We start from the raw sequence: 24,457 nt of genomic DNA, 5'->3' as shown, positions 1-24,457 counted from the left end.
CTTCTGAATCTGGTGTTGCCGCCTTACCTCTCATGTAAATCGCCTGATCAAGTTAATGTTCTTGGGTTATCGGCAACACGGATTTCGGAAAGGCCCACAATCGACGTCAGGGACAAAATCGCATGGACTCTCTAGGGCTTACAAACAGGAAAACGTAGCCCGAGCGGACGCCTTGTTGGGCATCCTGAAGTTTATCTCATCCCCGAAGGACGAAGGCTCAGATTATCCAAGGCGAATCGGTAGCGTTGACTATGAGTAGTGAAGGATGTGGCTCGATGTAGCCCCAAGAAGAGTCGATGCTCAAGGACTCTTCCACGTTGGAAGAACTTTCTTCAGCGACCTGGTCGGCACAACCACCAAGGAAAAGCAAAGCCAGAACGAACGCCATCACCAGCGGTAACGCAGCTATGCTCGTCCTGTCCTTGATAAAGAGATTAACTCTCATACATACGCCTCTGTCTTGTTGATCAAAGCACTATCAGTCTACCAGACGAGCGACAAGAGCATGCTGTTGAGCTGCACGCAGCGGGCGCACATGCTCCTTAAGAACATGCTCGATTCTTTCGCAGTCAGTATCAATCGACACTTCAGCGTTGTTTTTGAAGAGAGTTCTATTGTTTTGCGAGCACTCTCAAGAACTCCCGCAAACTTAGATCTGCCCTACGAGAATACTCTGACTCAATAGACAAGGCAGCCATACGCACACTACTTGGCATGTTTCACGTGAAGCCTTCCCAACAATACAGCGAATCCTGGGCAGCAAGATGCATATCCGCTGCCCGAAAACTCTGCATTACTACGCTTTGGGTCACGCAAGAAAAACGAGAGTCCGTTGATGCGGCTCAACCAAAGCAACCTCCTAGACAGCCATACCAGCCCTTACACAGCAACGTTTCTATTACTGCCCCTTCATCTGCCAGATCATGGGTTACCGCTAGAGGTGCGTGAAACGGCAAATTATCCTGGACGATCTTCGGGCGTACAACGTCTTTCCTGTCGTTCTATTCCCGTCCCACCAGGCAGACCAGCACGCGGGTGCTGCCTTCGGGGATTCTCCTCTCCAGCACGCCCCTTATCTCAAGGGCCTCGACGGTTTTCGAGAGCTTCTTGGAAATGCCCTTGTAGCCCATCGCACGCGCAAGGTCCGTAAGCGTCATATCTTCCTTCTCCAATGCGTCGAGAATGCGCTGCTCGTACAGGCGCACCTTCTCGCACCCCGCCTTTTGGCCCGGAGCAAAAGCGGGGTGCGCCGGGATGACCACCGAGAGGAACCCGCGCTGCTCGTCGCTGAAGAACTCGAGGGCGGGCGAGCCGTTCGCCTCAAGCGCCTTGTACGCGTTGGGAAAGCCCGTGTTACGTCCCTCTATGAGCCTCAGCTCCTTCAGGAAGTCCCCGATGCGACGGTTGCGGTAGCTGCGCGCCCTGATCTTGCGCTCGGCAACATCCTCGTCCGATATGCTGCGATCGAACCCGGGGAAGCTCGTGACCTCAAGGGCATCGGGCGTGACCCTCACCGTGATAGGCTCGCTGATCTGGTATGACCGGTGATAGACCGCGTTCGCCAGGATTTCCTCGACCGCCGCGTACGGATAGTTGAATGCTCGCGCCGCCTCGGCGCGCTCCGGGCTCTTCGACACCTTCTCCTTGATCACGTAGTTCTTCACGTACGCGAGGGCATCCTCGAGCTGGCGCTGGATGGGGCCCGTGAACACCTTCTCCACCATGTCGGCTCCCGTTGGGTCGGGGATGTCGACCACCTCGATGCGCGCATAGCGGAAGAATCGCTCGGGATGCTCCGTGAACATGAGCACGCCGACGTTCAAGGGCCGCACATCCTCAACCGGCCCCGAGACCAGCTGCATGTCGCGCGCAAGGTCAAGTGTGCTCAACTTCGCCGAATGCTCGTAGAGGTCGCTGCCGATCTTCCTGAGGTGCTGACGCATCAGGCCCAGGTCCAGGTCATCAACATTTGCCAGCAAGTTCGGTCGGTCGTCGAAGGGAATGTCCGTCGAAATGTAGAAGAGCTCCTTCTCTTCGTCGGGCGAGGCCACCACCGTGCTGCTGAACTTGCGGATGTAATAGTGCTTGGCTGATCCTGCAGAATGCACGTCCTTGCACGCCTTGTAGGGGCGCCCGTGCCCTCCTGGCACCCAGATGACCACGAGGTACGCCCCCTGAAAGAGAACGGGCTCCACGATGGGATTGTAAAGGGGCTCTATTCGGTGGCAAAAGCCCACCATCCTCTTGAGGATGCCGTCGATCTCGTCTTGGGGTATCCCCTTGGGCGGGAGGACGGGCACACCGTTCTCCTCCTCGACGCCCAAGACGAGGTACCCTCCGCCTATGTTATCAATGTCGTTTGCGAAGGCGCAGATGGTGTGGACGACCGCATTGGGGTTGAACCCGCTTTTGAACTCGATGCGCGCCGACTCGACAACGCGGCGGTTGACCAGGTCATCTATGTTAACAGGGATCGGCATGGAACACCTCCTGCTGATCGGGCTCCACTAGGGCGCATGTACCTGCATGTTCCCTTGACTTGCGGCTCAGTATCACATGGCTCGACAAACTCGTCAAGCGATTTGTCGAGGACTCGATAAAATTTTGTCGAGTCCTCGACATTTTTGTTGTCGAGGGCGTCGAGCCGGGGATGAGGAGAGCGTTGGGTGCGGGCACTTCGGCATGGGCACGCTCCATGCGCAGGGGATCGCCAGGCACGGGAACTTCCCGAGTTTGCAAGCGCCCAGCGCGTAGGCGCCCCCTCGCACCCCGCGCCCTACAGCTTGATGAGGGTGGCGGGGTGGATGGGGGCGGTGGCTTCCTGGAGCACGCGCACCACTTCCTCGTGGCAGGTGAGGAGGATCACCTGGCGCGTCTCCGCGAGCTCGGCGAGGGCGCGCGCCGCGCCGCGGCGGCGCTCGGCGTCGAAGTTCACGAGGATGTCGTCGGCGAGCACGGGGACGGCGCGGCCCACGTTGGGCGCGCACGTGAGGAGCGCGATGCGCAGCGCCAGGTAGAGCTGCTGGCAGGTCCCCAGCGAGAGCAGGTTGGGCTCGCGCGTGGTGAGCGTGCTGTCGGTCACCTGCACCTCGCCGGCGTCGGTGAGCGCCACGCGCGTCCACCGCCCGTCCGTCATGAGCGCCAGCAGGCGGCTGGCCTGGGCGAACACCTCAGGCTGGCTCTTCGACTTCCACGCCGCCACGGCGTCTTCCAGCATGCGCTGCGCCAAGAGCAGGCGCGCGAGGTCGACCGACGCCTCGTCGATGCGCGTCTTGAGCTCGTGGTAGCGCGTCTTGAGCTTGTCGAACTCGCGCGCCTGGCGCGCCTGCGCGAGCTCACGGCTCAGCTCGCCCCAGCGGCGGTTGAGCGCCTCGGTCTTCTCGAGCGCCTCGGCGCGCTCGCTCGTGCAGCGCGCGAGCTCCTGGTCGAGCGCGGCGAGCGTCACCTCGGCGGGCACGCCCGCGCGCTCGCACAAAAGCGCCTGCTGCGCGGCTATCTCCCCCAGGCGCGCCTCCACCTCGTTGACGCGCTGCGTGGCCGAGCGCTGGCGCTGGCGGTCGAGCGCCATCTCGGCGCGGGCGTCGCGGGCGTCGTCGAGCAGCACGCGGGCACGGCGCAGAGAAGCGTCCGCGTCTCCCAACCCCATCTCGGCGAGGTCGGCGCGCACGGCGCCCTCAAACTCGGCCTGCGCCTGCTCGCCCAGCTCGAGGCGCTTGGCGCACTGGGACATCGCCTCGTGGGCGGCCTCGAGGCGCTCGCGGCGCTCCTCGTCGCGACGATCGGGACGGAACAGGAGCACGAGGGCCGACGCGGCCAAGAGGAGCCCGAAGAACACCATGACCAGGCCCAATGACGTATATGACAGGCTGCCCGCGGCGCGCCCCTGGATGAACAGCGGGACGCCCAGGCACAGGAGCAACGCGAACATGGCCGCCGTGACCGCGACCTGCACGCCGCGGCGCAGGTGGGGCCGCCCCTGGTCAGCGCGACGCTGCGTCTCCAGAAGCGCCTCGTAGGCGGCGCGCGCGGCGGCGTAGTCCTCGCGCGCGGCGTCGAGCAGGTGCGCCTGCTTCGCCTCACGCTCCGCAAGCGCCTCAAGGCGCTCACGCGCGGCTCGGTCCTCCGCGCCCGTCAGGCGCGCGAGCACGCGGCCGACCGCCTGCTCGCGTGAGCGGCGCGCGGCCACCGCGCGGCGCTCCTCGTTGTGGAGGTGCTCGAGCTCGACGCGCAGCGACGCCGCCTCCGAGCCGAGCTTCTCCAAGCCGGCCCGGCAGACCGACAGGCTCTCGACGGACGCGTTCAGGCGGTCCACGCGCTCGCTCATGCGCTGGCGCTCAGGCTCGATCGCATGGAACTCGCGGTCCTGCGCGCGGCTGTTCTCCATCTCCTCCGCGGCGGCGCGCAGCGCGCGGCGGATCTCGTCGCGCTCTTCGGTCAGCTGCACGATGGAGCTCTGCGCGCTCGCCGCGCGCGAGGTGTACTCCGCCAGCCGCTCCTGCACGACGCCGAGCGCCTGCGCCGGCGACGCGCCCGTGCCCGACCCGGCTGTGAGCAGGCGCGCCGTCACGTCGGTGGTGTTGCGCAGGCTGCGCAGCTCGTCGCTCGTGAGGGAGAACACGGCGCGGAAGGTGTCCTTGTCGATGTCGTCGACCAGGCTTGCGTCGCCCTGCAGGCCGTCGGCGTTGCGCACGCGGCGCAGCTCGAGCGGGGCGGCGGGGCCGGGGGCGCCAGCAAAGCCGGGGGCGCCAGCAAGGCCGGAGGCGCCGAGGCGCTCGGGAGCCGTGCCGCGCGCCAACGCGCCGCCGACTAGCACGCTGCCCGACAGCGCGTCGCCCCGCTCCCCTTCCGCACCTTCTTCCCGCTCCTCGAAGAACAGCGACCCGGCGCGCTCGGTGCCGCGCGGCTTGTAGGCGTTGCGCCCGCCGCGAGCCTCGTCCCAGCCGAACAGCACGCCGCCCACGAACGCCGCGAGCGTCGTCTTGCCCGACTCGTTGGCGCCGAACACCACGTTGAGGTGCGGCGAGAACGGCCCCACCACGCGGTCGCGCGCGGCGCCGAAGCTCTCCATCTTGACGTGCCTCAGATAGGGGGCCATCAGCGATCACCCTCCTGGACGAGCAGGTCGAGCACGAGGTTCTCCGCCTCGCCGATCAAGGCGTCGAGGTCGGCGGTCACCCCGCGCGGCATCGGCACGCCGCGGCGCAGGAACTCCTCCTGCAAGAAGCCCACCTGCTCGTCATGCGTCGCGCGCAGGGTCTGCGCCGCGCTGAGCACCGCCGCGGGGAACATCCCCTCGGCGCGCAGGGCGTCGCGGTCGAGCGGGCGCGTGGTCTTGTCCACGAGCGCGTCCACGAAGAAGTCGGGGCGCGCCTCGTTGAGCGTCGCGCGCAGATCCTCCATCACGCCGGGACGCGCCAGCACGTCATGCAGCGGCGTGGCGCCCTCGAGCGTGATGCGCGAGATCATCTCCTCGCACTGCGCCGTGTTGCTCGCGGCGAACTGCGCGCGCATCACCGCGTCGGCCACGGCGGGAAGCGACGCGCACTCCCCCACGTCCACCGCGTAGCGCTGCCACGCCACGCTGGCCGTGGGGATGAACTCCACGCGGTTCGGCGCGCCCTCTTCGAGCGTCACCAGGCTCACGCCGCGCGGGCCCGTCTCCTTCACGTCACGCCCCTGGATGCAGCCCGAGAACACGAGGCGCGGGTCCTCCGGGTTGTCGACGAAGCGCTGGTGGATGTGCCCGAGCGCCCAGTAGTCGAACCCGGCGGCGCGCAGCCGCACGGGGCTCGTGGGCGCCTTCGCCGGGTCGAGGTTGAGCCCGGTGTGCAGCACGCCCACGCCGAACGGCGCCTCGACGGCCCGCGGCCCGAGCGCGACCTCGGCAGATGCTCGCGTGAGGCCCTCGGCGATGTCGCGGTCGGCCGGCCACACCTTGTTGGGGTAGCCGCGGCCGCCGAGCACGCAGAGCGGCTCGCCCGCGCGCTCGAACAGGGCGAAGCTGGGCTTGTCGGCGGCGAACATCGTCGCGTTCGCGGGGAGCGCGAAGAAGTCCTGCTGCCACTGGGCGTACGGGTCGTGGTTGCCCGTGCACAGGTACGCCTTGATGCCCGCCTCGCCCAAGCGCTCGATGCCCTTGAAGAACCGCAGGTAGTCGGCGTAGGAGGCGCGCGCCTCGTCGAACACGTCGCCCGCGATCACCACGAAGTCGACCGCGCGCGCGACCGCCGCGTCGATCAGGCGGTCGTACGCCTCGGGGATCGCCTCGCACAGGCGGTCGGCCCACTCGGGCGACAGCGCGCGCAGGCCGCGGAAGGGCGCGCCGATGTGCAGGTCGGCCGCGTGGATGAACGTAAGCCGGCGCGGCATGGGCTAGAACCCGCCTACGCGCGAGTCGTCGATGAAGTCCATGAACTTGGTGTACTCCGGGTTGAATGCCAGCGTGATGTCCCGGGTGGCGCCGTTGCGGTGCTTCGCCACGATGAGCTCGGCCGTGCCCAGGTCAGGACGATCCTCGCTCTCCGCCTCCATGTCGTCCATGGAGCGGTCGATGAACATGACGATGTCGGCGTCCTGCTCGATGGAGCCCGATTCGCGCAGGTCAGACAGCATCGGGCGCTTCTTGCCGCGCATCTCCACCGCGCGGGAGAGCTGCGAGAGCGCGATGACCGGCATGTCCATCTCCTTCGCGAGCACCTTCAGGCCGCGCGAGATCTCGCCGACCTCGACGGCGCGGTTGCCGTCCTTGCGCACGGCGGGCGGCTGCATGAGCTGCAGGTAGTCCACGATGATGAGGCCGCGCCCCTGCCCCGCCGCGTGCCGCAGCTCGCGGCGCGCCTTCGCGCGGGCCTCGAGGATCGACAGGCCCGGCGAGTCGTCGATGTAGACCTCGAGCTTCGAGAGCGTGTTCGACGCGTCGGCGATGGCGCCCCAGTCGCCCTCGGACACGAAGCCGCCGCGGATCTTCGACAGGCTCACGCGCGCCTCGGCGCACAGGATGCGCTGCACGAGCTGCCCCGCGCTCATCTCCAAGGAGAAGAACGCCACAGCCGTGCCCGCCTTCGCCGCGTTCACGGCCATGTTCAGCGCGAACGAGGTCTTGCCGACGCCGGGGCGCGCGGCGAGGATGACCAGGTCACCGCCGCGGAAGCCGTGGAACAAGTTGTCGACGTCGCGGAAGCCCGTGGGCACGCCCGCCATGTGGTCGCCCTGCGCGGCGAGCTTCGATATCTCCTCGAACGCGTCGGTGATGAGCGTGTCCATCTTCACGAACGACGATGACACGCGCTTCTCCGTGACGTTGAACAGCGTCTTCTCCGCCTCCTCGACCACCTGGTTGAGGTCGTCGGGCGCGTCGTAGGCGAGCGCGTTGATGTCGGCGGCCGCGTACACCAGCTCGCGCAAGATGGCCGTGCGCTTCACGATGTCGGCGTGCCGCTGCCAGTTGGTGAGCGCGAAGGTGTTGTCAGCGAGCTCAGCCAGATATGCGCGGCCACCCACGGCCTCGAGCTGGCCCTTCGCCTGCAGCGTGTCGGCCAGGGCGATGGGGTCCACGGGGATGCGGCGGACGGAGAGGTCGTAGACCGACTCGAAGATGATGCGGTGCGCCGGGCGGAAGAAGTTCTCGGGCTTCAGGCGCAGGATCAGCTCCTCGACCACCTCGGTGTTCAGCATGCACGCCGCCAGCACCGACTGCTCTGCCTCGATGTTCTGCGGGAGCTGCGCGCGCTTGGCCGCGTCGACGGTGGTGCGTTGCGTATGCGAGGTTGAGGCGGGAGCGGGCATCGGCTTCTTTCCTTCTGCTTGGTGCGACGCTTGGCACGGCTGCTTGGCACGGCGCTTGCGAGGTGGTTTGCGGAACAGTCCTATGGTAGCGCAAAGGCGCCAAGGCGCGCCCCTGAAAGGAAAACTCCCCTCGCCCACGTGGGGCAAGGGGAGTTCGCTTGCGTTTCGGACGCAGGCACGTGGCGTGCGAAGCGCCGTGCGCGAAGCGCCGCGTGCGCGCGCACCGGGTTCGTTCGGCGGAACCGCCTCACGCGAGCCCGCGCATACGCGCAGGTGCTACTCGGCGTCCTCGGCAGCCTCGACGGCCTCGGTCTCGGCCGCTTCCTCGGCCTCAGCCTCAACGGCCTCCTCGACCTCGGCAACCTTCTTGTCGCCGACGGTGACGGTGACAGTGGCCTTGATGGTGCGGTACAGCGACACGATGACCTCATGCTCGCCGGCAACCTTGATCGGCTTGCCCAGCTCCACGCGGCGCTTGTCGATCTCGATGCCGAGCTCGGCCTCGATGGCCTCGGCGACCATGGTGGAGGTGACGGAGCCGAACAGCTGGCCCTCTTCGCCCACCTGGGCAGCCACGAACACCTTGGCGGCGTTGAGCTTCTCGGCCAGGGCGTTGGCGTCAGCGATGCGCACTTCCTCGCGCTTCGCGATGTTCTTCTTACGCTCCTCGAGCTGCTTGAGGTTGCCCTTGGTGGCCCTCACGGCGTAGCCCTGGGTGAGCAGGTAGTTGTTGGCAAAGCCCGCGGCCACGTCGATGACGTCGCCTTCGCCGCCCTTGCCCTTGAGTTCCTTCAGCAGAATGACCTTCATGTGTCCTCCTTAGCCACGATTGCGACGGTCGCCGCGACCGCTCACAGCGGGGACAACGTAGGGCATGAGAGCCATCTCGCGAGCGCGCTTGACGGCGTTCGCAATGTCGCGCTGGTGCTGGGTGCAGGCACCCGTCACGCGGCGGGGTTTGATCTTGCCACGATCGGTAACGTACTTGCGCAGCATCTGCGTATCCTTGTAGTCGACGTACTCGACGTTATCCTTGCAGAACTGGCAGTACTTACGACGAGGCTGCTTAGCGTAATCGGCCATATTAACCTCTCAACTTTCGCTTAAAACGGGATGTCTTCGTCATAAACCGAAGAAGAGGCGTCGATGACGGGGGCCGGGGCGCTGTACGCGGGCTGCGCGTTGTACGCAGGCTGGGCGTTGTACGCCGGCGCGCCGTAGTCGCCGGAGTTGTGAGCACCGCCGCTGTTGCGGCTCGACATGAACTCGAGCTCGTCGACGATAACCTCGATCTTGCTGCGCTTCTGGCCGTCGCGCTCCCACTGGCTCCAGCGAAGCTTGCCCTCGATGGAGACCTTGGTGCCCTTGGTCAGGTAGTTGCTGAGGCTCTGCGCGCGCGTGCCGAACATGGTGCAGTCGATGAAGTTGGGATAGTCCTCCCACTCGCCGGTCTGCGGGTTCTTGCGGCGGTCGTTCACCGCAACGCCCATGCTCATCACGGGCATGCCGGACTGCGTCTGGCGAAGCTCAGGGTCACGCGTCAGGTTACCGCTGATAACAACTCGATTGATGCTCATTTCCACCTCTCCTCATGCTGGGGCGGCTTGCTGCCGCCCGATCTCTCACTAGTCGCGATCCGTGCGGGCCACGATCATATGACGCACTACCGCATCGGTGATGCGCAGCACGCGATCGAGCTCGGCGATGTTCTGGGGATCAGCGTGGAAATCGATGAGAGTGTAGTCACCATCGGTCAGACCATTGATCTCGTAAGCGAGTTTGCGCTTGCCCCACGCGTCGACGTTGTCGATGGAACCCTCGCCAGCGGCGATCGTGGTCTCGATGCGCTTCATAACACCCGCGCGCGTCTCTTCGTCGATAGTAGGAGCGACAAAAAACAGCAGTTCATAAGCCTTCATCAGCTCACCTCCTTTGGACTTTACGGCCCCGGGCTGGTGAAGGCTCTCACCGGGGCAGGATACAGCCTGCCTAGTATACCAAAGAGCCTCGCCTTGCATACCCGCCGATTTTCCCTCGATCACGTTTACCACACATATGCGTTCGTCGCGCGAGGCGTGGGGCCGTTCGTGATCCCGCCCATGTCCCGCCCTGTCACTTCTCGCGCCACGCCGCGCGCGCCGAACGCCGGCCCTGACAGCCCCGCGCGGGCGCTCCTCCTGCCGAGTTTCCTTCGGGTTGCTCGCCTCACGGGGTTGCCGAAGCTCTTGCCCCTCAGCATAGCGGCGCCGTCTGACAAGCCGATGGCGGGGACTTGGCGAATCCGCCGCGCAGCGTGAGGGCGGGGGCTTTGCCGCGAGGCGGATGGAAGGAACCGATTGCGCGCCGCCACCTGACGCAAAGGCGGTGGTGGAACGCTGCGCTTCGGTGCGAAGGAGGCGAAGGGGGCGCCGCGTTTTGGCGCAAAGGAGGTGGAAAGAGTGCCGTACTTCGGCGCGAAGGCAACGGACAGGCGCTGCATTCTGGCGAAAAGCTGGCGAATTGTCGCTTCGACCTGGCAGGAATCAGGCAGAAAGCCACCGCAACCCGACGCGAAGAGGACGCAATGGGAAGACGAGGGGGAGAGGGAGAGAACGCGGCGGAGGAGCGAGGAAGCGGCCAGCTGCCCCGCATGGGTATCGGGGCAGCTGGCCGCTTCTGCAAGATGCACGTGAGAGTCGCGCAGGGCGAAATGCGAACCGCGCGAGGGCACGTCAGAGGGACGCGAACGACAGCGAGCAGCGCGCAGGCGCGTCAGGGAGTAGCGCGAAACGCAGCCCTATTCTTCGACGTCCTCAACCTCGTCTTCCTCGAGGTACTTCTCCTCGATCTCCTCGTCGGCGTACTCGGAGGCCTCCTTCAAGCCGCCCATGAAGTTGGGGGCTTCGCCCACGTAGACGGGATCGACCTCGAATATCGGCTCGCAGCCTTCCTCCTGGGTGTACAGATACCCGATGGCGTAGCCGTCGTCGGAGCCCGGAACGCCGCCCTCGGCGATAAGCGCGTCGAGCATGCCGCTGTCCGTCCCAACATAGCCGTCATAGCACAGCGCGTACGCCTCGGCGCCGCGCGCGCCCTCGACGGTGTGGCGCGCGAAGTTGAAGCACTCCTCGGCGTCCTCGCCCGGATGCGTCTCGATGAACAGGTTGTCCTTCACAACCAGCGTGGTGAAGGGGATCACCTCGGCGCCCTGGTCCATCTTGCCCTTCGCCTCGTCGAGGGCGAACAGCAGCGCCTTCTCCAGAATCTCAGGAATCTCGGGGACTTCCTGGCTTGCGTTTTCCACGTCGCGATCGGCCATGACGGCCTCCTTTCGTTGTAGGCTGTCGGTATTGTCGCACATTCGCCACACCTCTCCCACCGTGCGGGAGCAGATGTTCCCATTCTTCCACCCAAGAAGCAAACCCGCCTTATGAGCATGCCTCTCCCCCAGCAGCCCAGCACACCCAACGCCCCCAAGGCCCCCAACGTCCCAACACCCCCTCTTCGGCGTGTTTTGCGAAGCACGTTCCGCAAAACACGCCAGGAAACACGCCGAAATGATGCAACAGTCGAGTCCGCATTCCAGAGTCCGTGCGTCCGCCCCTTGGGGACGAACTTGCGCACCCTGTTTCTCGAAGCCGAACTTGCGCGCTACTTCTCGGGGGCGATCTTGAACGCTATCGTGTCGCCGTTCACCATGGCGGGCCCGTGGCGGAAGAACACCGTGCCGTCGCAGGGGCTCAGAAGCGTCTCGAGCACCGAGCAGTCCTGCGTCGACAGGATCTCGGCGAGCACGTCGCCGCGCCTCACCTTCGACGCCACGTACGCCGCCCGCTTGAAGAAGCCCGCGCGCGTCGTCCGCACGTTCACCAGGTCGGACTCGCGCAGCAGCCTTGTCGCGCAGCGCGGCGGCATGTCGGCGCTCACCGCGCCCACGCCGTACAGGAACCGCATGATGCAGTCGACCACGAACGCCGCCGACTCCTCGTCGATGCGCTCCGTCTTGGGGCTGTACAGCGAGAACGCGTAGGTGTCCCACACCTGCCAGTTGTAGTTGAGCGTGGTGGTGTCGAAGGGCGCAGGCTCCTTCAGCATGGCGTAGGGGAAGCGGAACAGCTTCGCCAGCTCCCATGAGCGCGCCAGGTCGATGGCGCCGGTGTCGGTCACGCGCACGTGTGGCTCGAACTCGCCGGGCAGGTAGAAGCTGCATAGCTGGATGCCGTACGTGCAGCCCTCGATCGCGCGGAAGAGCCCGGCGGCGATGCGCTGGGTGGTCTCGCCCTGGTCGTAGCCGGGGAACATCCGGTTGACGTCGGTGTTGTCCATCGGCCAGAAGCGGTGCGCGATGTTCATCGAGAACGAGTTCACCGTGGGGATCACCGTCACCCGCACGTCGCCCGTGAGCGCGCCTTCGCGCTCCATCTCCTGCAGGCGCTTGACCACCGACGCGCAGATGTAGGTCTGCTGCACCTCGTTTCCGCGCATCGCGCCCACCACGGCCACCGACGTGGCGGCGTCGGCGGGGCCGAACGCGTACGCCTCGATGGTCATCCGCTCGCGATACGGCGTGTCGAGCTCGAACAGCCTCAGCGTCTCCATGCCTCACTCACCTCCCAGAACGCGCGCCAGAAGCGAGCCGGGATACACCACCGGGTACTCGCGCAAGGTGAACAGCAGCCCGTTCACCGGGCAGCGCACCTCCTCGCGCACCACGCCTTCCAGCGGATCGACGATCACGCCGATGAGCTCGTCCTTCCCCACGCGCTTGCCGTGCGCCGCCCTCGGGAGGAACACGCCCGCCGCGCTCGCGTTGAGGAAGCTCACGCGATGGTCGCCGCTGACCATGGGCATGCCGTAGCGGCCGAACTCCCCGCTCCAGATGCCGAAGTGGTTCGCCAGGCGCAGCATTCCGTGCGTGAGGCGCGCCGTCTCGTGCGGCGTGATGCGCATGCCCACGCCCGTCTCAACCACCAGCGTCTTCGTGCCGATGGAGTTCAGCGAGTACGCCAGCGTTGACGCGAGCACCGTGGCCGACGCGTGCACCCACACGAAGTCGATGTTGATCAGGTGCGAAAGCGGGAGGAGCTCCGCGGCGCTCTCCTCGTTGATGCGCACCTGGGGCATCTCGCGCAGAAAGATGTTCGACGCGTGGATGTCGACGCACGCCTGCGCACCCCTGATGTCGTCGATCACCGCCGCCGCAAGCGCCTCGGTGAGCGAGCCGACGGCATCACCGGGGAACACGCGGTTGAGGTCGAGGTCGTAACCTGGGACGCCGCGCTCGATGGAGTTGATGCCCAGCGGGTTGATGGCGGGGTATATGTCGATGATGCCGTGCACCTGGTCGAGGTGCGCGCGCAAGATGCGCGCCAGCTCGAACGCCACGTGCTGGCCCTCGAGCTCGTCGCCGTGGATGCCCGTGACGACCGCCATGCGCGGCGCGGCTTCCAGCAGCTCGGGGCGCGCGGCGGACGCGGACGGCTCGCCAGGGGCGACGCCCGCCTCGCGCGCGAGGTCAGCCCCGATGATGCGGTTCTTCTGCACCAGCAGATGCTCCCGCACCGGAAGCTCTGCGGAGAAAACGGTCTCTACCATGTTGCTTCTACCATATTGTTTCGTGCTCTCTCGGTTGCCAAGGGGCGCCTGGCAGGCCAGCGAATGGGCCAGCATGCGGCAAGCGCCGAAAAGTTGTCACCCGAAATTATAAGGGCGAGTGTTTCACGTGAAACACTCGCCTCTGAACGTAGCAGCCAATTAACAAACGGACGGGCGGATGGGTGGGCGGAGGCGAGTCCTCCGACGTCCGGACGGGCGGATTGGCGTGAACCGGCGCACGCGAAGCCGCATGGAAGACGGCGACGCAGGGCGCGCGTAACGCGCGGAAAGCACGCAGGGAAGGGTTGCCGACGTTCGCGCCCCGAGAGGGCCGGCGCTACTTCGCCTTCGCCTCAGCAGCCACCGCTTTGGCGAGGTGCGCCGTGGTCGCGTTCACCGCCGGCGCGTCGTCGCCGAGCGAGGCGGACACCTTCTGCGTCTGCTCGGCGTTCCCGCGGAACATCCCGCGCTCGATGGGGCAGTCCTCGAAGTCACGGCCCGTGGCGAAGAGCATGTAGCGGTCATCCACCACGCAGTTGTGCGTGGGGTCGAGGCCGCGCCAGCGCTCGCCGTCGTGCACCTCGACCCACGCATGCGTGGCGCCTTCGCCCACCATGAGCCCCGTGACGTAGCGCGCAGGAATACCCAGCGCGCGACACAGCGCGATGAGCACGTGCGCGTAGTCTTGGCACACGCCGCGCCCCGCCTCGTACGCCTCGGCAGCCGTGGTGGTGGTGTCCGTCGCGCCCGGGGCGTATTCGAAGGAGTCGAACACGCGCGTGCACAGGCGCTGCGCAAGCTCCCACGTATTCGCGCTGCCCTTCGCGCTCCAGCCAGCCGCCTGCGCCTCTTCCTTCGCCAGCGCGCGCAGCGCGTCGCTCGGCATCGTCAGCTTCGTGGCCTGCAGGAACATCGGGTGCGCGGGCGTCGGGCCCGCGTCGTCGGGCTCCACCATGGCCAACCCCGTGGCGTAGAAGTCGAAGGACTCGTGCGCGGAGGGGCAGTACCCCACGACGATGCGGTTGCCGAAGCCGTCGATCTGCTCCGACAGCGGGATGCGCGGGCGCGTGAACACCTGCGACTCCATCACCTTCTGCGTGTTCGTCGACTTCGGCAGGCAGCGCAGCACGAAGCTGTGGTCTGTGACCGGCTCGCTGAACGCCAGCGACGTTTCGAAAACATATGAGAGCATCCTCATAGACGTTCCTCCAAATAACGCAACCTCCCTCCCTTTCGGCGTGTTTTGCGAAACGCGTTTCGCAAAACGTCCCGAGGAAGGCCGCAACGAATCCCGCACCCTGCGCCTGCGCACATCCTCTCAGAACACGCGCGCGATCAGCTCGAGCATGCTCCCGAGTTCCTCGTACGTAACCTCATCGGGGAAGCGCGGTGAGAAGATCTTGTCGATGAGCTCCTTGAACGCGTGGCGGTCGTACGAGATGCCGGTGCGGTCCACGCGCGTCGCGAGCTTCTGCGTCTCCTTCCGCAAGTCCCCCAGATGGTAGTTCAGGCGCACGTACAGATCCATGCGCTCGATCGACATGCCGCACTTGATGATGTTGCGCGCGGAGTCGTTCGCGATGTAGTCGTCGCACGAGCCCTTGAACGCCATGATCATGTCGATGACCGTCTGCAGGTCGAGAAGCGGCGTGGGCGACACCTCCGCGCGCTCGATCTCGTTCAGCGCCATCTGCACGTAGGCGCACGACTCGGTGCCGATGACGTCGCGCAGCACCACCGCGTTGTCGTACGCCGCCGACATGGAGTAGTGCGTCGAAGCGGTCAGCGTGCGGCTGAACAGGCACTCGTGGAAGAACTCCACCGGGTCGTCGTTGTCCTGGTCGAAGCCGAGCTCCTCGAGCTGGCCCTTCCAGTTGCCCTCGGTCGAGTCGAGCGCGGCGTCATAGGTGGCCAAGATGAACTGCAGCGTGGTGGTGCAGCGCTCGACGTAGCGGCCCAGCCACAGCAGGCGGTTGACGCGTTCTAGCGAGAGAGTACCCATGTGTCCTTGAACCCTCCTCCTTGAGACGAATTGACGACGGAAGAGCCCTCTTGGCGGGCGTAGCGCGTGAGGCCGCTCGGCCACACGGCGGTCTTCTCGCCCGAGAGGACGAACGCGCGCAGATCCGCCTTGCGCGGGACCATCTCGTGGTTGATCCACGTGGGCAGGCACTTGAAGTCGATGACCTCCTGCGCGATGAAGCGCCGCGGCTCGGCGCGCACGAGGTCCTTCAGCTCGGCGAGCTTCTCCGGCTCAAGCTCGCAGCCGAACACCACGCCGTAGCCGCCGGCCTCCGCCACGTCCTTGATCACCAGGTTCTCGGCGTTCTCCATCACATACGCCAGGTCATCAGGGTAGTACGGCAGGTACGTGGGCGCGTTCTTCAGGATGGGCTTCTCGCCGAGGTAGTATTCCACCATTTGCGGAACGAAATAGTAGATGCCCTTGTCATCGGCTGCGCCGTTGCCGGGCGCGTTGATGATGGCCACGTTGCCCGCGCGGTACGCGCACATGAGGTTCGGCACGCCGATGAGGCTCTCGGGCAGGAAGCACAGCGGGTCGAGGTACTCGTCCGACAGGCGGCGGTACACCGCGCCCACGCGTGCGTTGCGCGTCGAGTCGCGGTAGTACAGCACCTCGTCCTCCACGAACAGCTCGCTCGGCTCGGCGAGCACGGCGCCCATCTTCTCGGCCAGGTAGCTGTGCTCGAAGTACGCCGCGTTGTAGCGCCCGGGCGTGAGCACGACGTTGATGCCGCCGCGGTTCACGTTGTCCATCACGTCCTTCAGGCGGCTGCCGTAGTCGCGGTTGTCGACGAGCGGCACCTCGCGGAACGTGTCGGCGTCGCAGCGGCGGCACAGGTTGCGCGCGATGAGCGGATACGACGCGCCCGAGGGGATGCGCAGGTTGTCCTCGAGCACGTACCATTCGCCGTCGTTGCCCTCCACCAGGTCGATGCCGGAAATGTGCGAGTAGATGCCCTCGGGCGGCATGGTGTTCTCGCACTGGGGAAGGTAGCCTGACGACGCGTAGGCGAAGTGCTCGGGCACGACGCCGTCGCGGATGATCTGCGCCTCGTTGTAGAGGTCGCGCAGGTAGGCGTTCAGCGCGTCGACGCGCTGGATCAGCCCGCGCTCGAGGTGCTGCCACCGATCCGCCTCGATGATGCGCGGCACGGCGTCGAAGGGGAACAGGCGCTCCTCGAACACGCCGCCTTTGTAGATGCCGAACTTGACCCCATACCGCGCAAGCTGCTGGTTGATCTTGTCGGTATGGCTCACGAGCCTCGTGTACATGGCGCCCTCTTCTGAACCTAGCCGGTTCCAGCCCTCGTCCTGGGCACCGTCGGCGCTGAAGCAACCCAGCGCACACGCGGTGCATCATGCGAAGCCCGCGAACGCGCAATCCCCGCCGCTGCGCTTCACCAAACCATTGTAAGCGAAACCACGTTGCCAAGCCGTTACGCAGGCAAATTACCACGCGGGAATGAGGGGAGGGCGTCTTCGCCTTCCCAACTATGCCAGGGCCCTCTTCTCCTCGGCGAGCCGCTCCCCGATCCAGAGGTTTATCACGGCCTGCCTGGAGACCGCGTGGTGCCTCGCGGTCGCGTCCAACTCGCTGATCATCCACTCCGGCATGCTGATGTTTATCTTGCGGGCAGCATCGTCCTGCCCGGGGAAGCGGGTCTCCTCGTCTACGATGAACTCCGTCATGTCCGTTCCCTCGTCGAACATAGCCTCAAGGCTCCTATCGCTCGTTGCGTTTGCGGTCATAGTATGCAACCTCCTTCTGCGTTGCCCGTCTGACTGAGATGATGCGGATTCTCTCGCCGCGCATGGTGTAGATGGCCGTCCAGCAGCTTCCCGCATAGTGCGCTATCAGAAGCTCGCGCCTCTCGCCTCTGTATCGCACAGCCGTCGCCATGCGCCACTCGTCATCCCAAAGCCCCTGCGCCTCCTCGAAGTCGATGCCATGCTTCTCCTTGTTGGCCGCGCTCTTGTTCGGGTCATACTCGAATGCCATGCTTTCCTCCTTTTGCACCTCCATTGTATACCCTACATGTATCTGCTGGCAATATAAGAGATAACGTTGCCTTTCTGAGCACTCACAGGGCAGCGGTGAGCTCCGCCAGGAAGAGATCGAGACCCGCGACTGGAAGAGCGTGGACATGGAGGCTCGCGCCGTGCGCGTCGAGCAAACCTGCGTGAGAGCCGAGGCGGCGCATGCATGGACGACCCCAAGACCGAGAACGCCTTCGGGACGCTGCCGATGGCGGCTACGCACACGGGAGGATGCGCACGTGGGGGAGGCGGGCACGGAGCCGCGGTAGTCGGGGGGGACGGTAGGAGGATGAAGGGCGATAGTAGCCGCTATCGCCCTTAAACCAAACCCGCGCCGCCCGTTGAACTGTTAACCGACAGACGGGCTTTGCTGGTACGCCTGCATTATAGCGTCTTCGCCACCAGATGAAACCTCTGCGAGATCATCCGGCATATCGGCATACGGGGCGGCGATGGCCGCTTTTTTTTCTCTGCCAAAACTTGCCACAAAAATAATTTGACAAAACAGCGCAGACGCGCTTCACGGGGAACTCTGTTTGCCATAGTTTGCCAAAAACACAGCGGTTTATTGCGGGTTATCGGAAAGAGAAACCCCATCTGACCTGGGGTTTCTCTTAAAAACAAATGGCGGAGGAGGAGGGATTCGAACCCTCGTTACGCGGGTTACGCGTAAAACGGTTTTCGAGACCGCCGCATTCAACCACTCTGCCACCCCTCCGCATGGGGTGCGGCGCTCGGGCTTTCTCAAGCGCCTGCGCGCAGAACGCGAAGTTCGCACGCCGCATCAATATAAAACGAAGCGCTGATCAAAATGTTTCACGTGAAACATCGACGCGCTTCCCGTAATTTCAAATGGCGGAGAGATGGGGATTCGAACCCCAGATACGCTTTTGGCGCATACACGATTTCCAATCGTGCTCCTTCGGCCAGCTCGGACATCTCTCCGCGTACCTACAGCTGCATGGCTGATGCAGCGACTATGTATTTTAACTCAGATTTTTCCCTTGAACAAGAGGGATTTTTCGCTAGTAGCGGCTCACCAGCGCATAGTAGCCGCCGGATTCCGCCACCTCGAGCGGAACGTCGAACAGCGCGCTCATGCGCTCGCCCGTGAGCAGCTCTCCCTTGGAGCCGTCGCCGAACACGCGGCCGCCCTTTATCAGCACCAGCCGGTTGATCTCGGGAATGATGTCCTCGGGATAGTGCGTCACCAGGATGATGGCGCGGCCGCCCTGCGCCAGCGCGCGCATGGTGCGGCGCACGTAGTACATCCCCTCGGGGTCGAGCCCGGTGCACGGCTCGTCGAATACGAGCACGTCAGGGTCGTGCACGAGCGAGCGCGCGATGAGCACGCGGCGCGCCTGCCCCGTCGAGAGCGTCATGATGTCGCGCGGCGCCAAGTCGGCGATGCCGAGCTCCTCCATGACGTCGTAGGCGCGTCGGCGCTGCCGTTCGGTCACGTTGAACCGTCGGGGGACGCCGAGCGCGCCGAACAGACCGCCCACCACCACGTCAACGGCGGGGAGGTGAACGGTGATCTGGTCCTGCATGGTCGACGACACGATCCCCAGGCACGCGCGCACTTCCTCGAGCGTCGCGCGCTCGCGACCGCGGAAGAGCACCGGCGGCTCGTCGCGGTGCAGCGGGAACGCCTCGCGCGTGATCAGGCTGATGAGCGTCGACTTGCCCGAGCCGTTCGGACCCAGGAGCGCCACCGACTCGCCTTCGGGCAGCACGAGCGACTCAACCGACAGAATGTCGCGAGCTGCGCGACGCACCACCGCGTCGCGCAGCTCGAGGAAGGGAAGAGCAGGGTTGTCCATGAAGGGCTACGACTCCGCGGGCTGGGAGGACGTGCTTGCGGAAGATCCTTCGACGGCGTTGGCCGCAGCGTCACCGGCAGCGGTGTCAGCGGCGGTGGCAGCCGAGCTCTCGGCAGCAGCGTCGCCGTTCACAGCCTCGCCTTCGCCTGCCGCCTCGCCCTCACCCGCGGCGCCCTCAGCGCCGTCAGCCGGGTCGGTTCCCTGGGCGTCAGCGCCCGAGCCGTCGCCGGCAGCGTCAGCGCCGTCGCTGGCAGCCTCGGCGTCTGAGCTGCCCTCGGTCTCGTACTTGCTCATGTCGACGTCGTACGGCAGGCCCTCGGGCATGTCGTTGATCACCACGTCAGACGCGTCGCGCTTCTCCTTCAGCCACGCGTCAAGCGCCTCGCTCTTCTCGGAGTCCGCCGCGTACGTGCGCACGCGCTCGATGAACTCAGCGGGCAGCTGGTTGACGTCGGTCAGCTCCTCAGGCGCCGTGAACACCTCAGTGCACTTGATGATGTGAATGCCGTAGTCGGTGGTGACCAAGCCGCTCACCTGGTTGACCTCAAGCCCGTCGAGCGCCTCCTGGTACTCGGTCACGAACGTGGTGAGCTTGTCCCAGCCCACGTTGCCGCCGTCGGCCGCCGAGCTGTCCTTGGAGTACTGCTGCGCCGCGGCGGCGAAGTCGAGCGTGCCGGCGTTGATCTGGTCGAGCACCTGCTGCGCGGTGGCCTCGTCGCCCGCCTCGAACAGGATGTGCGACGACTTCTTCGCGCCGTTGTAGGAGGTGGAGAACATCTTGCCGTAGGTCAGCATGCTCTCGTCGGACGGGTTCTCAACCGCGAACGAGTCGGTCACGCCCTGGTACAGCAGCGAGAAGCGGATGTTGTCGCGGTAGGTGTCCTCGGTGAGGTTCTTCGACTTCAGGGCTTCCTGCCACTTCTCGTCGTCAGCGTAGTTCGAGCGCGTCTTCTCGAAGCCCTCCTCAACCTGGGCGCCGTCGACCGTCACGCCGCGCTCCTCGGCGAACTGGCGGATGAGCTCCTGCCCGATGAACCCGTCGATGAAGGACTCGCGCATCTTCTCGGGCGTGCTGCCGGACTGCGCGAGGTACTTGCCCCACGCGTCCTCGGTGTCGAGCGAGTTCGCCGCGCGCTGATTCTCGATCATGATGGTCACGTCGTCTTCCGCGATCTCGACGCCGTTGACGGTGGCGGCCACGCCTCCCGTGAGCTTCACGCCGTTCGAGCTCGTCGATTCCGCCGTGCAACCCGCAAGGCCCCACACGCACGCCGCTGCCAACCCCGCCGCGAGAATGCTCTTCGCAAAAGACATCTTCTTCATGCTTGTTCCTCCCGAGAACACGGGGCTACCGTCAAGCCCCGTGGTAGTTTCGGCGTGTATTTTCGCATACGGACAATGACGTGGGAGAACGCGCACAATATGACCACTTTCGTTCCACATGCGACGAATACTCGCGGCGGGAGGACGCACGCGCGCGTGGCGTTTGCGGAAGGGGAGCCCAACGGCGGGCAAGCAGCGAAAAGGCCCCTCAGCTTGCAACGGTCTTGCAGCAGCTGAGGGGCCTTTCGCGAAACGCGTTTAGAAAAACCGCCCGAAGAAGAGGGCCGCGGGCGGAATGCGGACGCGGATGCGGTGAGAGTGCGAGCTGGATGCGAACGCGGGCGCGGGGTACGTGCGAACGCGAGCGGGCGCGGGCGGAACGCCGACGCAAACAAGCGCGCGCGGGACGCCCGCGCGCCGAAAGCGCGCCCCTACTTCTTCGCGGCCTTCTTGCGGTCGGTCGCCGACAGCAGGCGCTTGCGCAAGCGGATGCTCTTCGGCGTGATCTCCACGAGCTCGTCGTCCTCGATGTACTCGAGTGCCTCCTCGAGCGTGAAGGTCACCGGCGGCGTGAGCTGGATGGCCTTGTCCGCGGTGCTTGAGCGCTGGTTGCCCAGGTTCTTCGTCTTCTCCACGTTGACCACCATGTCGGAGTCCTTCGCCGACTCGCCGACGATCATGCCCTCGTAGCACTCATCGCCCGGGCCCACGAACAGTCGACCGCGCTCCTGGAGCGTGTCAAGCGCATACGCCACCGCCTTGCCCGTCGACATGGCGATCATGCCGCCGTTCTTGCGGCCCGCCATCTCGCCCGAGTAGGGGCCGTACTCCTTGAAGTGGTGGAACAGCACCGCCTCGCCGTGGGTGGCGTTGAGGATGCGCGTCTTGAGGCCCATGGTGCCGCGCGACGGGATGCGGAAGGTAAGGTGCGTGATGGCCTCGTCGGACGCCATGTCCTCCATGATGCCGCCAGCGGTGCCCATGACCTCGATGGCCTTGCCCGCGTAGTCGTTCGGCACGTCGACGGTGGCCTCCTCGATCGGCTCAAGCTTGTTGCCGTGCTCGTCGACCTTGTACACCACCTGCGGGCGCCCCACCTGGAACTCGAAGCCCTCGCGGCGCATCGTCTCCATGAGGACGGACAAGTGCAGCACGCCGCGGCCCGCCACCTCGATGCCGGTCTTGTCCTCGGTCTCGCGGATGCGCATGGAGATGTTGCTCTCCTTCTCGCGCAGCAGGCGCTCCTTCAGCTGGCGGCCGCCGACGATCTCGCCCTCGCGGCCGACGAGCGGGCTGGTGGACGCCTCAAACACGACGGCCATCGTGGGCTCCTCGACGGCGATGGGCTCCATGGACACGGGGTTCTCGGGGTTGGTGATGATGTCGCCGATGTCGGCGTCCTCGATGCCGATGACGGCCACGATGTCGCCGGCGTGCGCCTCGGGGACCTCGACCTTGCCCAGGTTCTCGAACGTGTACACCTTGCGAATCTGCGCGGTGTAGTCCTCGCCGTCGGCCTTCACCACGAGCACCTGCTCCTTCTCGTGCAGCGTGCCGCTGTGCAGGCGCCCCACGCCGATGCGGCCCTCGTAGCTGCTGTGGTCGACGGTGCAGACCTGCAGGGCCACCGGGCCGTCGGCGTCGACGTCGGGCGCGGGGACCTCCTCGAGGATCATGTCGAGCAGCGGGATCATGTCCATGTTGTCGTCGCCGGGCTCGAGGCGCGCGTAGCCGTTCACGGCCGAAGCGTATATCACGGGGAAGTCGAGCTGCTCGTCTGACGCGCCGAGCTCGACCATCAGGTCGAACACCTTGTCGACGGCGCCCTCGGGGTCGGCGTTCGGGCGGTCGATCTTGTTCACGACCACCACGATGCGCAGGCCGCGCTCGAGCGCGTGGGACAGGACGAAGCGCGTCTGCGGCTTGGGCCCCTCGTACGCGTCGACGATGAGCAGCGCGCCGTCAGCCATGTTGAGCACGCGCTCCACCTCGCCGCCGAAGTCGGCGTGGCCCGGCGTGTCGATGACGTTGATCTTCACGTCCTTGTACGTGATCGAGATGTTCTTGGACAAGATGGTGATGCCGCGCTCGCGCTCCTGGTCGTTGGAGTCGAGCACGCGCTCGGCCACCTGCTGGTTCTCGCGGAACACGTGCGAGGCCCACAGCAGGCGGTCGACCAAGGTGGTCTTGCCGTGGTCGACGTGCGCGATGATGGCGACGTTGCGAATGTTCTCCTGCTTCATGTTGCTTCTTCCCTCTTCTTGGTATGCCCTTGGCATGCTCGACGGCATCGCGCGTGACAGCCGCATCCCTGCGCGCGTTGCGCAAACCCCCGAGCTTTTTCTCGCACCTTTGGCGAAGTTCACCCGCGCATATCTACGCGCACTGAGCAAACTCCCGCACGGTGTTGCTGTTTTTCTGACTTACTGACGGAAACTGCTGTATGGTACCACTTCGCGCGCGAGCCATCGCGCGCTTTTGACGCTCGGCGGCAATAACAGCGCGATTGTCAGCGCCAACACCGCAAGGTCACCACAATTCCCCGTGAGGTAGGTGGCGGGGACGGCCCCGGTCGCCACCAGCAGGGGCCCCAGGTAGAGCACGTTGAAGGCAGCGTGTATCACCACGGGCTGTTTGATCGACCCTGTTTCCAAAAACACAGCCGCCATGCAGAAGCCGAAGAGCCCCGCCTGGAGCGCCTTGAGAAGAGCCTGGGCGACGAGGACGAGGGCGAGTGTGGGAACAGGCGGGGCGCAGGCGGGGGCGGGAACGGGGGCGAGGACGAAAGTGGAAACGGGAGCGAGAGTGGAAACAAGAGCGGAGGCGGGAGCGGAAGAGAAAGCGAGAACAGGAGTGGAGGTGGAGGTGAGAGTAGGGAAAGGGGTTGCGAAGGAGAGCGCTGACGAAGGATCGCAAGGGCCGCCGGCAGGGACGTGTCCGGCGGGGGCGTGTCCGACAGGGACGCATCCAGCGGAAGTATATCCAGCAGGAGCGAATTCAACAGAAGCGTATCCAGCGGAGGCACATTCGGCAGGCGAGTCGAAGGCTCCCCCGACAAGGATGATCTGCGAAAGGGAGCTGCCATCTGAAGACCCCGATACGTGAAGGATGCCGAACACGAGCGCGCTGAACACCGCTGCGACGAGCGCGGGGTTGGCGCGGAGTCCTTCGCTTCTGGGCTTTTCCCCTAATTCACCCTCCGCTTCTGCCCCAGGTTTTTCTTCGCTCCTTTTCTCAGAACGCACACGCTCGATTACGCAGGGAACCATGATCCCCCGGAACAAACCTTCCTCGAAGACGGCCGTCGCCGCGCAGAGCAGCAGAACCAGGGCGCCGCGCTCCACAAGATCCGCCACGCTTAACGAGAACATTCCGCCCGCAGCGCCATTCGCCATGCTCCATGCTCCCCCAACAGCCGCAGCCAGCATGGGCAACACGTAATGTTTCACGTGAAACATTCGAGGAGCCGTCAAGCGAACGTCGAGCCCGTGGGAAAAAGGCGAATCCGTCAGGCGGCCATCTGAACCACCAAGGATTCGCGCGCCCGGAAGACGCCCGCCCAACCTGCCGAACGACTGCGGCACGAGCAGCCCTATCAGCAGCATGACCACAACGGCGGCAAACACAGTGCTCGCCGCCTGCGCAGCCAAGGCGCTTCCACGTACAACTCCCGAGCAGGCACCCGCCAACGCGAACGCGCACACCATGGTGACAAGCGGGTACCGCGCGTATGCGTCTCTGATCTTCATGGGTAAAGTATACTCCCGTCTTTGACACCGGCGAACGGTAGTCGACTTCATATCCCCAGCTAACAGGCCTGTTAGCTGGGATTCAGACAGGTTTACCCTTTGGTACTTTTTACCTTGGCGCTGTGCGCGGCTGTGAGCACT

22 protein-coding genes and 2 tRNA genes are annotated in these 24,457 nt (G+C 65.1%); 1 reads left to right on the top strand and 23 read right to left on the bottom strand.

The annotated features are described in order from the left end of the window. Positions 1-217: 217 nt before the first annotated feature. The 22 genes from G7Y49_RS09015 to typA all read right to left on the bottom strand — a co-directional run bounded on the left by G7Y49_RS09015 (position 218) and on the right by typA (position 22,810). Entirely contained in the window at positions 218-445 is a 228-nt protein-coding gene (locus tag G7Y49_RS09015; protein WP_165173063.1) for a hypothetical protein, read from the bottom strand. Positions 446-1,001: 556 nt separating this feature from the next. Further along, complete coding sequence (locus tag G7Y49_RS09010; protein ID WP_165173061.1) at positions 1,002-2,480, bottom strand: RNA-binding domain-containing protein; 1,479 nt, start codon at positions 2,478-2,480, stop codon at positions 1,002-1,004. 296 nt (positions 2,481-2,776) lie between these two features. Further along, positions 2,777-5,095 carry an AAA family ATPase gene (locus G7Y49_RS09005; protein ID WP_241157359.1) on the bottom strand — a complete coding sequence of 773 codons (2,319 nt, stop codon included), beginning with the start codon at positions 5,093-5,095 and terminating at the stop codon, positions 2,777-2,779. Next, positions 5,095-6,369: a DNA repair exonuclease gene (locus G7Y49_RS09000; RefSeq protein ID WP_165173059.1), complete on the bottom strand. Its 1,275-nt coding sequence runs from the start codon at positions 6,367-6,369 to the stop codon at positions 5,095-5,097. The genes G7Y49_RS09005 and G7Y49_RS09000 overlap by 1 nt, the downstream gene beginning before the upstream one ends. A gap of 3 nt (positions 6,370-6,372) precedes the next feature. Then, a complete protein-coding gene (dnaB, locus tag G7Y49_RS08995; RefSeq protein WP_165052666.1) occupies positions 6,373-7,785 on the bottom strand; it encodes a replicative DNA helicase in 1,413 nt (470 codons plus the stop codon). 276 nt (positions 7,786-8,061) lie between these two features. Continuing rightward, complete coding sequence (rplI, locus tag G7Y49_RS08990) at positions 8,062-8,595, bottom strand: 50S ribosomal protein L9 (protein ID WP_165173057.1); 534 nt, start codon at positions 8,593-8,595, stop codon at positions 8,062-8,064. Positions 8,596-8,604: 9 nt separating this feature from the next. Next, positions 8,605-8,868, bottom strand: a complete 264-nt coding sequence (gene rpsR, locus G7Y49_RS08985) for a 30S ribosomal protein S18 (RefSeq protein ID WP_165173055.1) — start codon at positions 8,866-8,868, stop codon at positions 8,605-8,607. A gap of 20 nt (positions 8,869-8,888) precedes the next feature. Beyond that, a complete protein-coding gene (locus G7Y49_RS08980) occupies positions 8,889-9,362 on the bottom strand; it encodes a single-stranded DNA-binding protein (RefSeq protein WP_165173053.1) in 474 nt (157 codons plus the stop codon). A gap of 48 nt (positions 9,363-9,410) precedes the next feature. Then, on the bottom strand, positions 9,411-9,704 hold the full coding sequence (gene rpsF, locus G7Y49_RS08975) for a 30S ribosomal protein S6 (protein ID WP_165052674.1): 294 nt from the start codon (positions 9,702-9,704) through the stop codon (positions 9,411-9,413). Positions 9,705-10,561: 857 nt separating this feature from the next. Continuing rightward, the gene (locus G7Y49_RS08970; protein WP_165173051.1) at positions 10,562-11,083 is read right to left on the bottom strand and encodes a hypothetical protein; all 522 of its coding nucleotides are present in this window, start codon (positions 11,081-11,083) and stop codon (positions 10,562-10,564) included. Between the two features lie 332 nt (positions 11,084-11,415). Next, positions 11,416-12,363 (bottom strand): M14 family metallopeptidase, encoded by a 948-nt coding sequence (locus tag G7Y49_RS08965; RefSeq protein ID WP_165173049.1) that lies wholly within the window; start codon positions 12,361-12,363, stop codon positions 11,416-11,418. A gap of 3 nt (positions 12,364-12,366) precedes the next feature. After that, positions 12,367-13,359, bottom strand: coding sequence for a M14 family metallopeptidase (locus tag G7Y49_RS08960; protein WP_165173047.1), 993 nt, complete (start codon positions 13,357-13,359; stop codon positions 12,367-12,369). A 337-nt stretch (positions 13,360-13,696) separates the two neighbouring features. Continuing rightward, positions 13,697-14,557 (bottom strand): transglutaminase family protein, encoded by an 861-nt coding sequence (locus tag G7Y49_RS08955; protein ID WP_165173045.1) that lies wholly within the window; start codon positions 14,555-14,557, stop codon positions 13,697-13,699. 120 nt (positions 14,558-14,677) lie between these two features. Then, positions 14,678-15,361, bottom strand: a complete 684-nt coding sequence (locus tag G7Y49_RS08950) for an alpha-E domain-containing protein (protein WP_165173044.1) — start codon at positions 15,359-15,361, stop codon at positions 14,678-14,680. Then, the gene (locus G7Y49_RS08945; protein ID WP_165173043.1) at positions 15,343-16,656 is read right to left on the bottom strand and encodes a circularly permuted type 2 ATP-grasp protein; all 1,314 of its coding nucleotides are present in this window, start codon (positions 16,654-16,656) and stop codon (positions 15,343-15,345) included. The genes G7Y49_RS08950 and G7Y49_RS08945 overlap by 19 nt, the downstream gene beginning before the upstream one ends. A 219-nt stretch (positions 16,657-16,875) precedes the next feature. Further along, positions 16,876-17,133 carry a type II toxin-antitoxin system BrnA family antitoxin gene (brnA, locus tag G7Y49_RS08940; RefSeq protein ID WP_241157358.1) on the bottom strand — a complete coding sequence of 86 codons (258 nt, stop codon included), beginning with the start codon at positions 17,131-17,133 and terminating at the stop codon, positions 16,876-16,878. Next, entirely contained in the window at positions 17,108-17,383 is a 276-nt protein-coding gene (locus G7Y49_RS08935; RefSeq protein ID WP_165173042.1) for a BrnT family toxin, read from the bottom strand. The genes brnA and G7Y49_RS08935 overlap by 26 nt, the downstream gene beginning before the upstream one ends. A 663-nt stretch (positions 17,384-18,046) precedes the next feature. Next, a tRNA-Ser gene (locus G7Y49_RS08930) sits at positions 18,047-18,139 on the bottom strand. Between the two features lie 135 nt (positions 18,140-18,274). After that, positions 18,275-18,366 (bottom strand) — tRNA-Ser (locus tag G7Y49_RS08925). Positions 18,367-18,446: 80 nt separating this feature from the next. Continuing rightward, complete coding sequence (locus G7Y49_RS08920) at positions 18,447-19,244, bottom strand: ABC transporter ATP-binding protein (protein WP_165173041.1); 798 nt, start codon at positions 19,242-19,244, stop codon at positions 18,447-18,449. Between the two features lie 6 nt (positions 19,245-19,250). After that, positions 19,251-20,567 carry a peptidylprolyl isomerase gene (locus tag G7Y49_RS08915; RefSeq protein ID WP_165173040.1) on the bottom strand — a complete coding sequence of 439 codons (1,317 nt, stop codon included), beginning with the start codon at positions 20,565-20,567 and terminating at the stop codon, positions 19,251-19,253. Positions 20,568-20,998: 431 nt separating this feature from the next. Further along, on the bottom strand, positions 20,999-22,810 hold the full coding sequence (typA, locus tag G7Y49_RS08910) for a translational GTPase TypA (protein WP_165173039.1): 1,812 nt from the start codon (positions 22,808-22,810) through the stop codon (positions 20,999-21,001). On the opposite strand from typA, the gene G7Y49_RS12115 reads away from it, so the two are divergent. After that, entirely contained in the window at positions 22,809-22,997 is a 189-nt protein-coding gene (locus G7Y49_RS12115; protein ID WP_206214612.1) for a hypothetical protein, read from the top strand. The two genes, typA and G7Y49_RS12115, sit on opposite strands and share 2 nt — an antisense overlap. Here the strand turns inward: G7Y49_RS12115 and G7Y49_RS08905 are convergent. Then, positions 22,991-24,316, bottom strand: a complete 1,326-nt coding sequence (locus tag G7Y49_RS08905; protein ID WP_165173038.1) for a type II CAAX prenyl endopeptidase Rce1 family protein — start codon at positions 24,314-24,316, stop codon at positions 22,991-22,993. The genes G7Y49_RS12115 and G7Y49_RS08905 overlap by 7 nt on opposite strands. Positions 24,317-24,457: the final 141 nt, after the last annotated feature.

This window comes from Adlercreutzia sp. ZJ242 (assembly GCF_011038995.1).
GTDB lineage: Bacteria > Actinomycetota > Coriobacteriia > Coriobacteriales > Eggerthellaceae > CAAEEV01.
The sequence above is the reverse complement of the archived record's forward strand: the minus strand, read 5'-3'. Positions and strand labels throughout refer to the sequence as shown.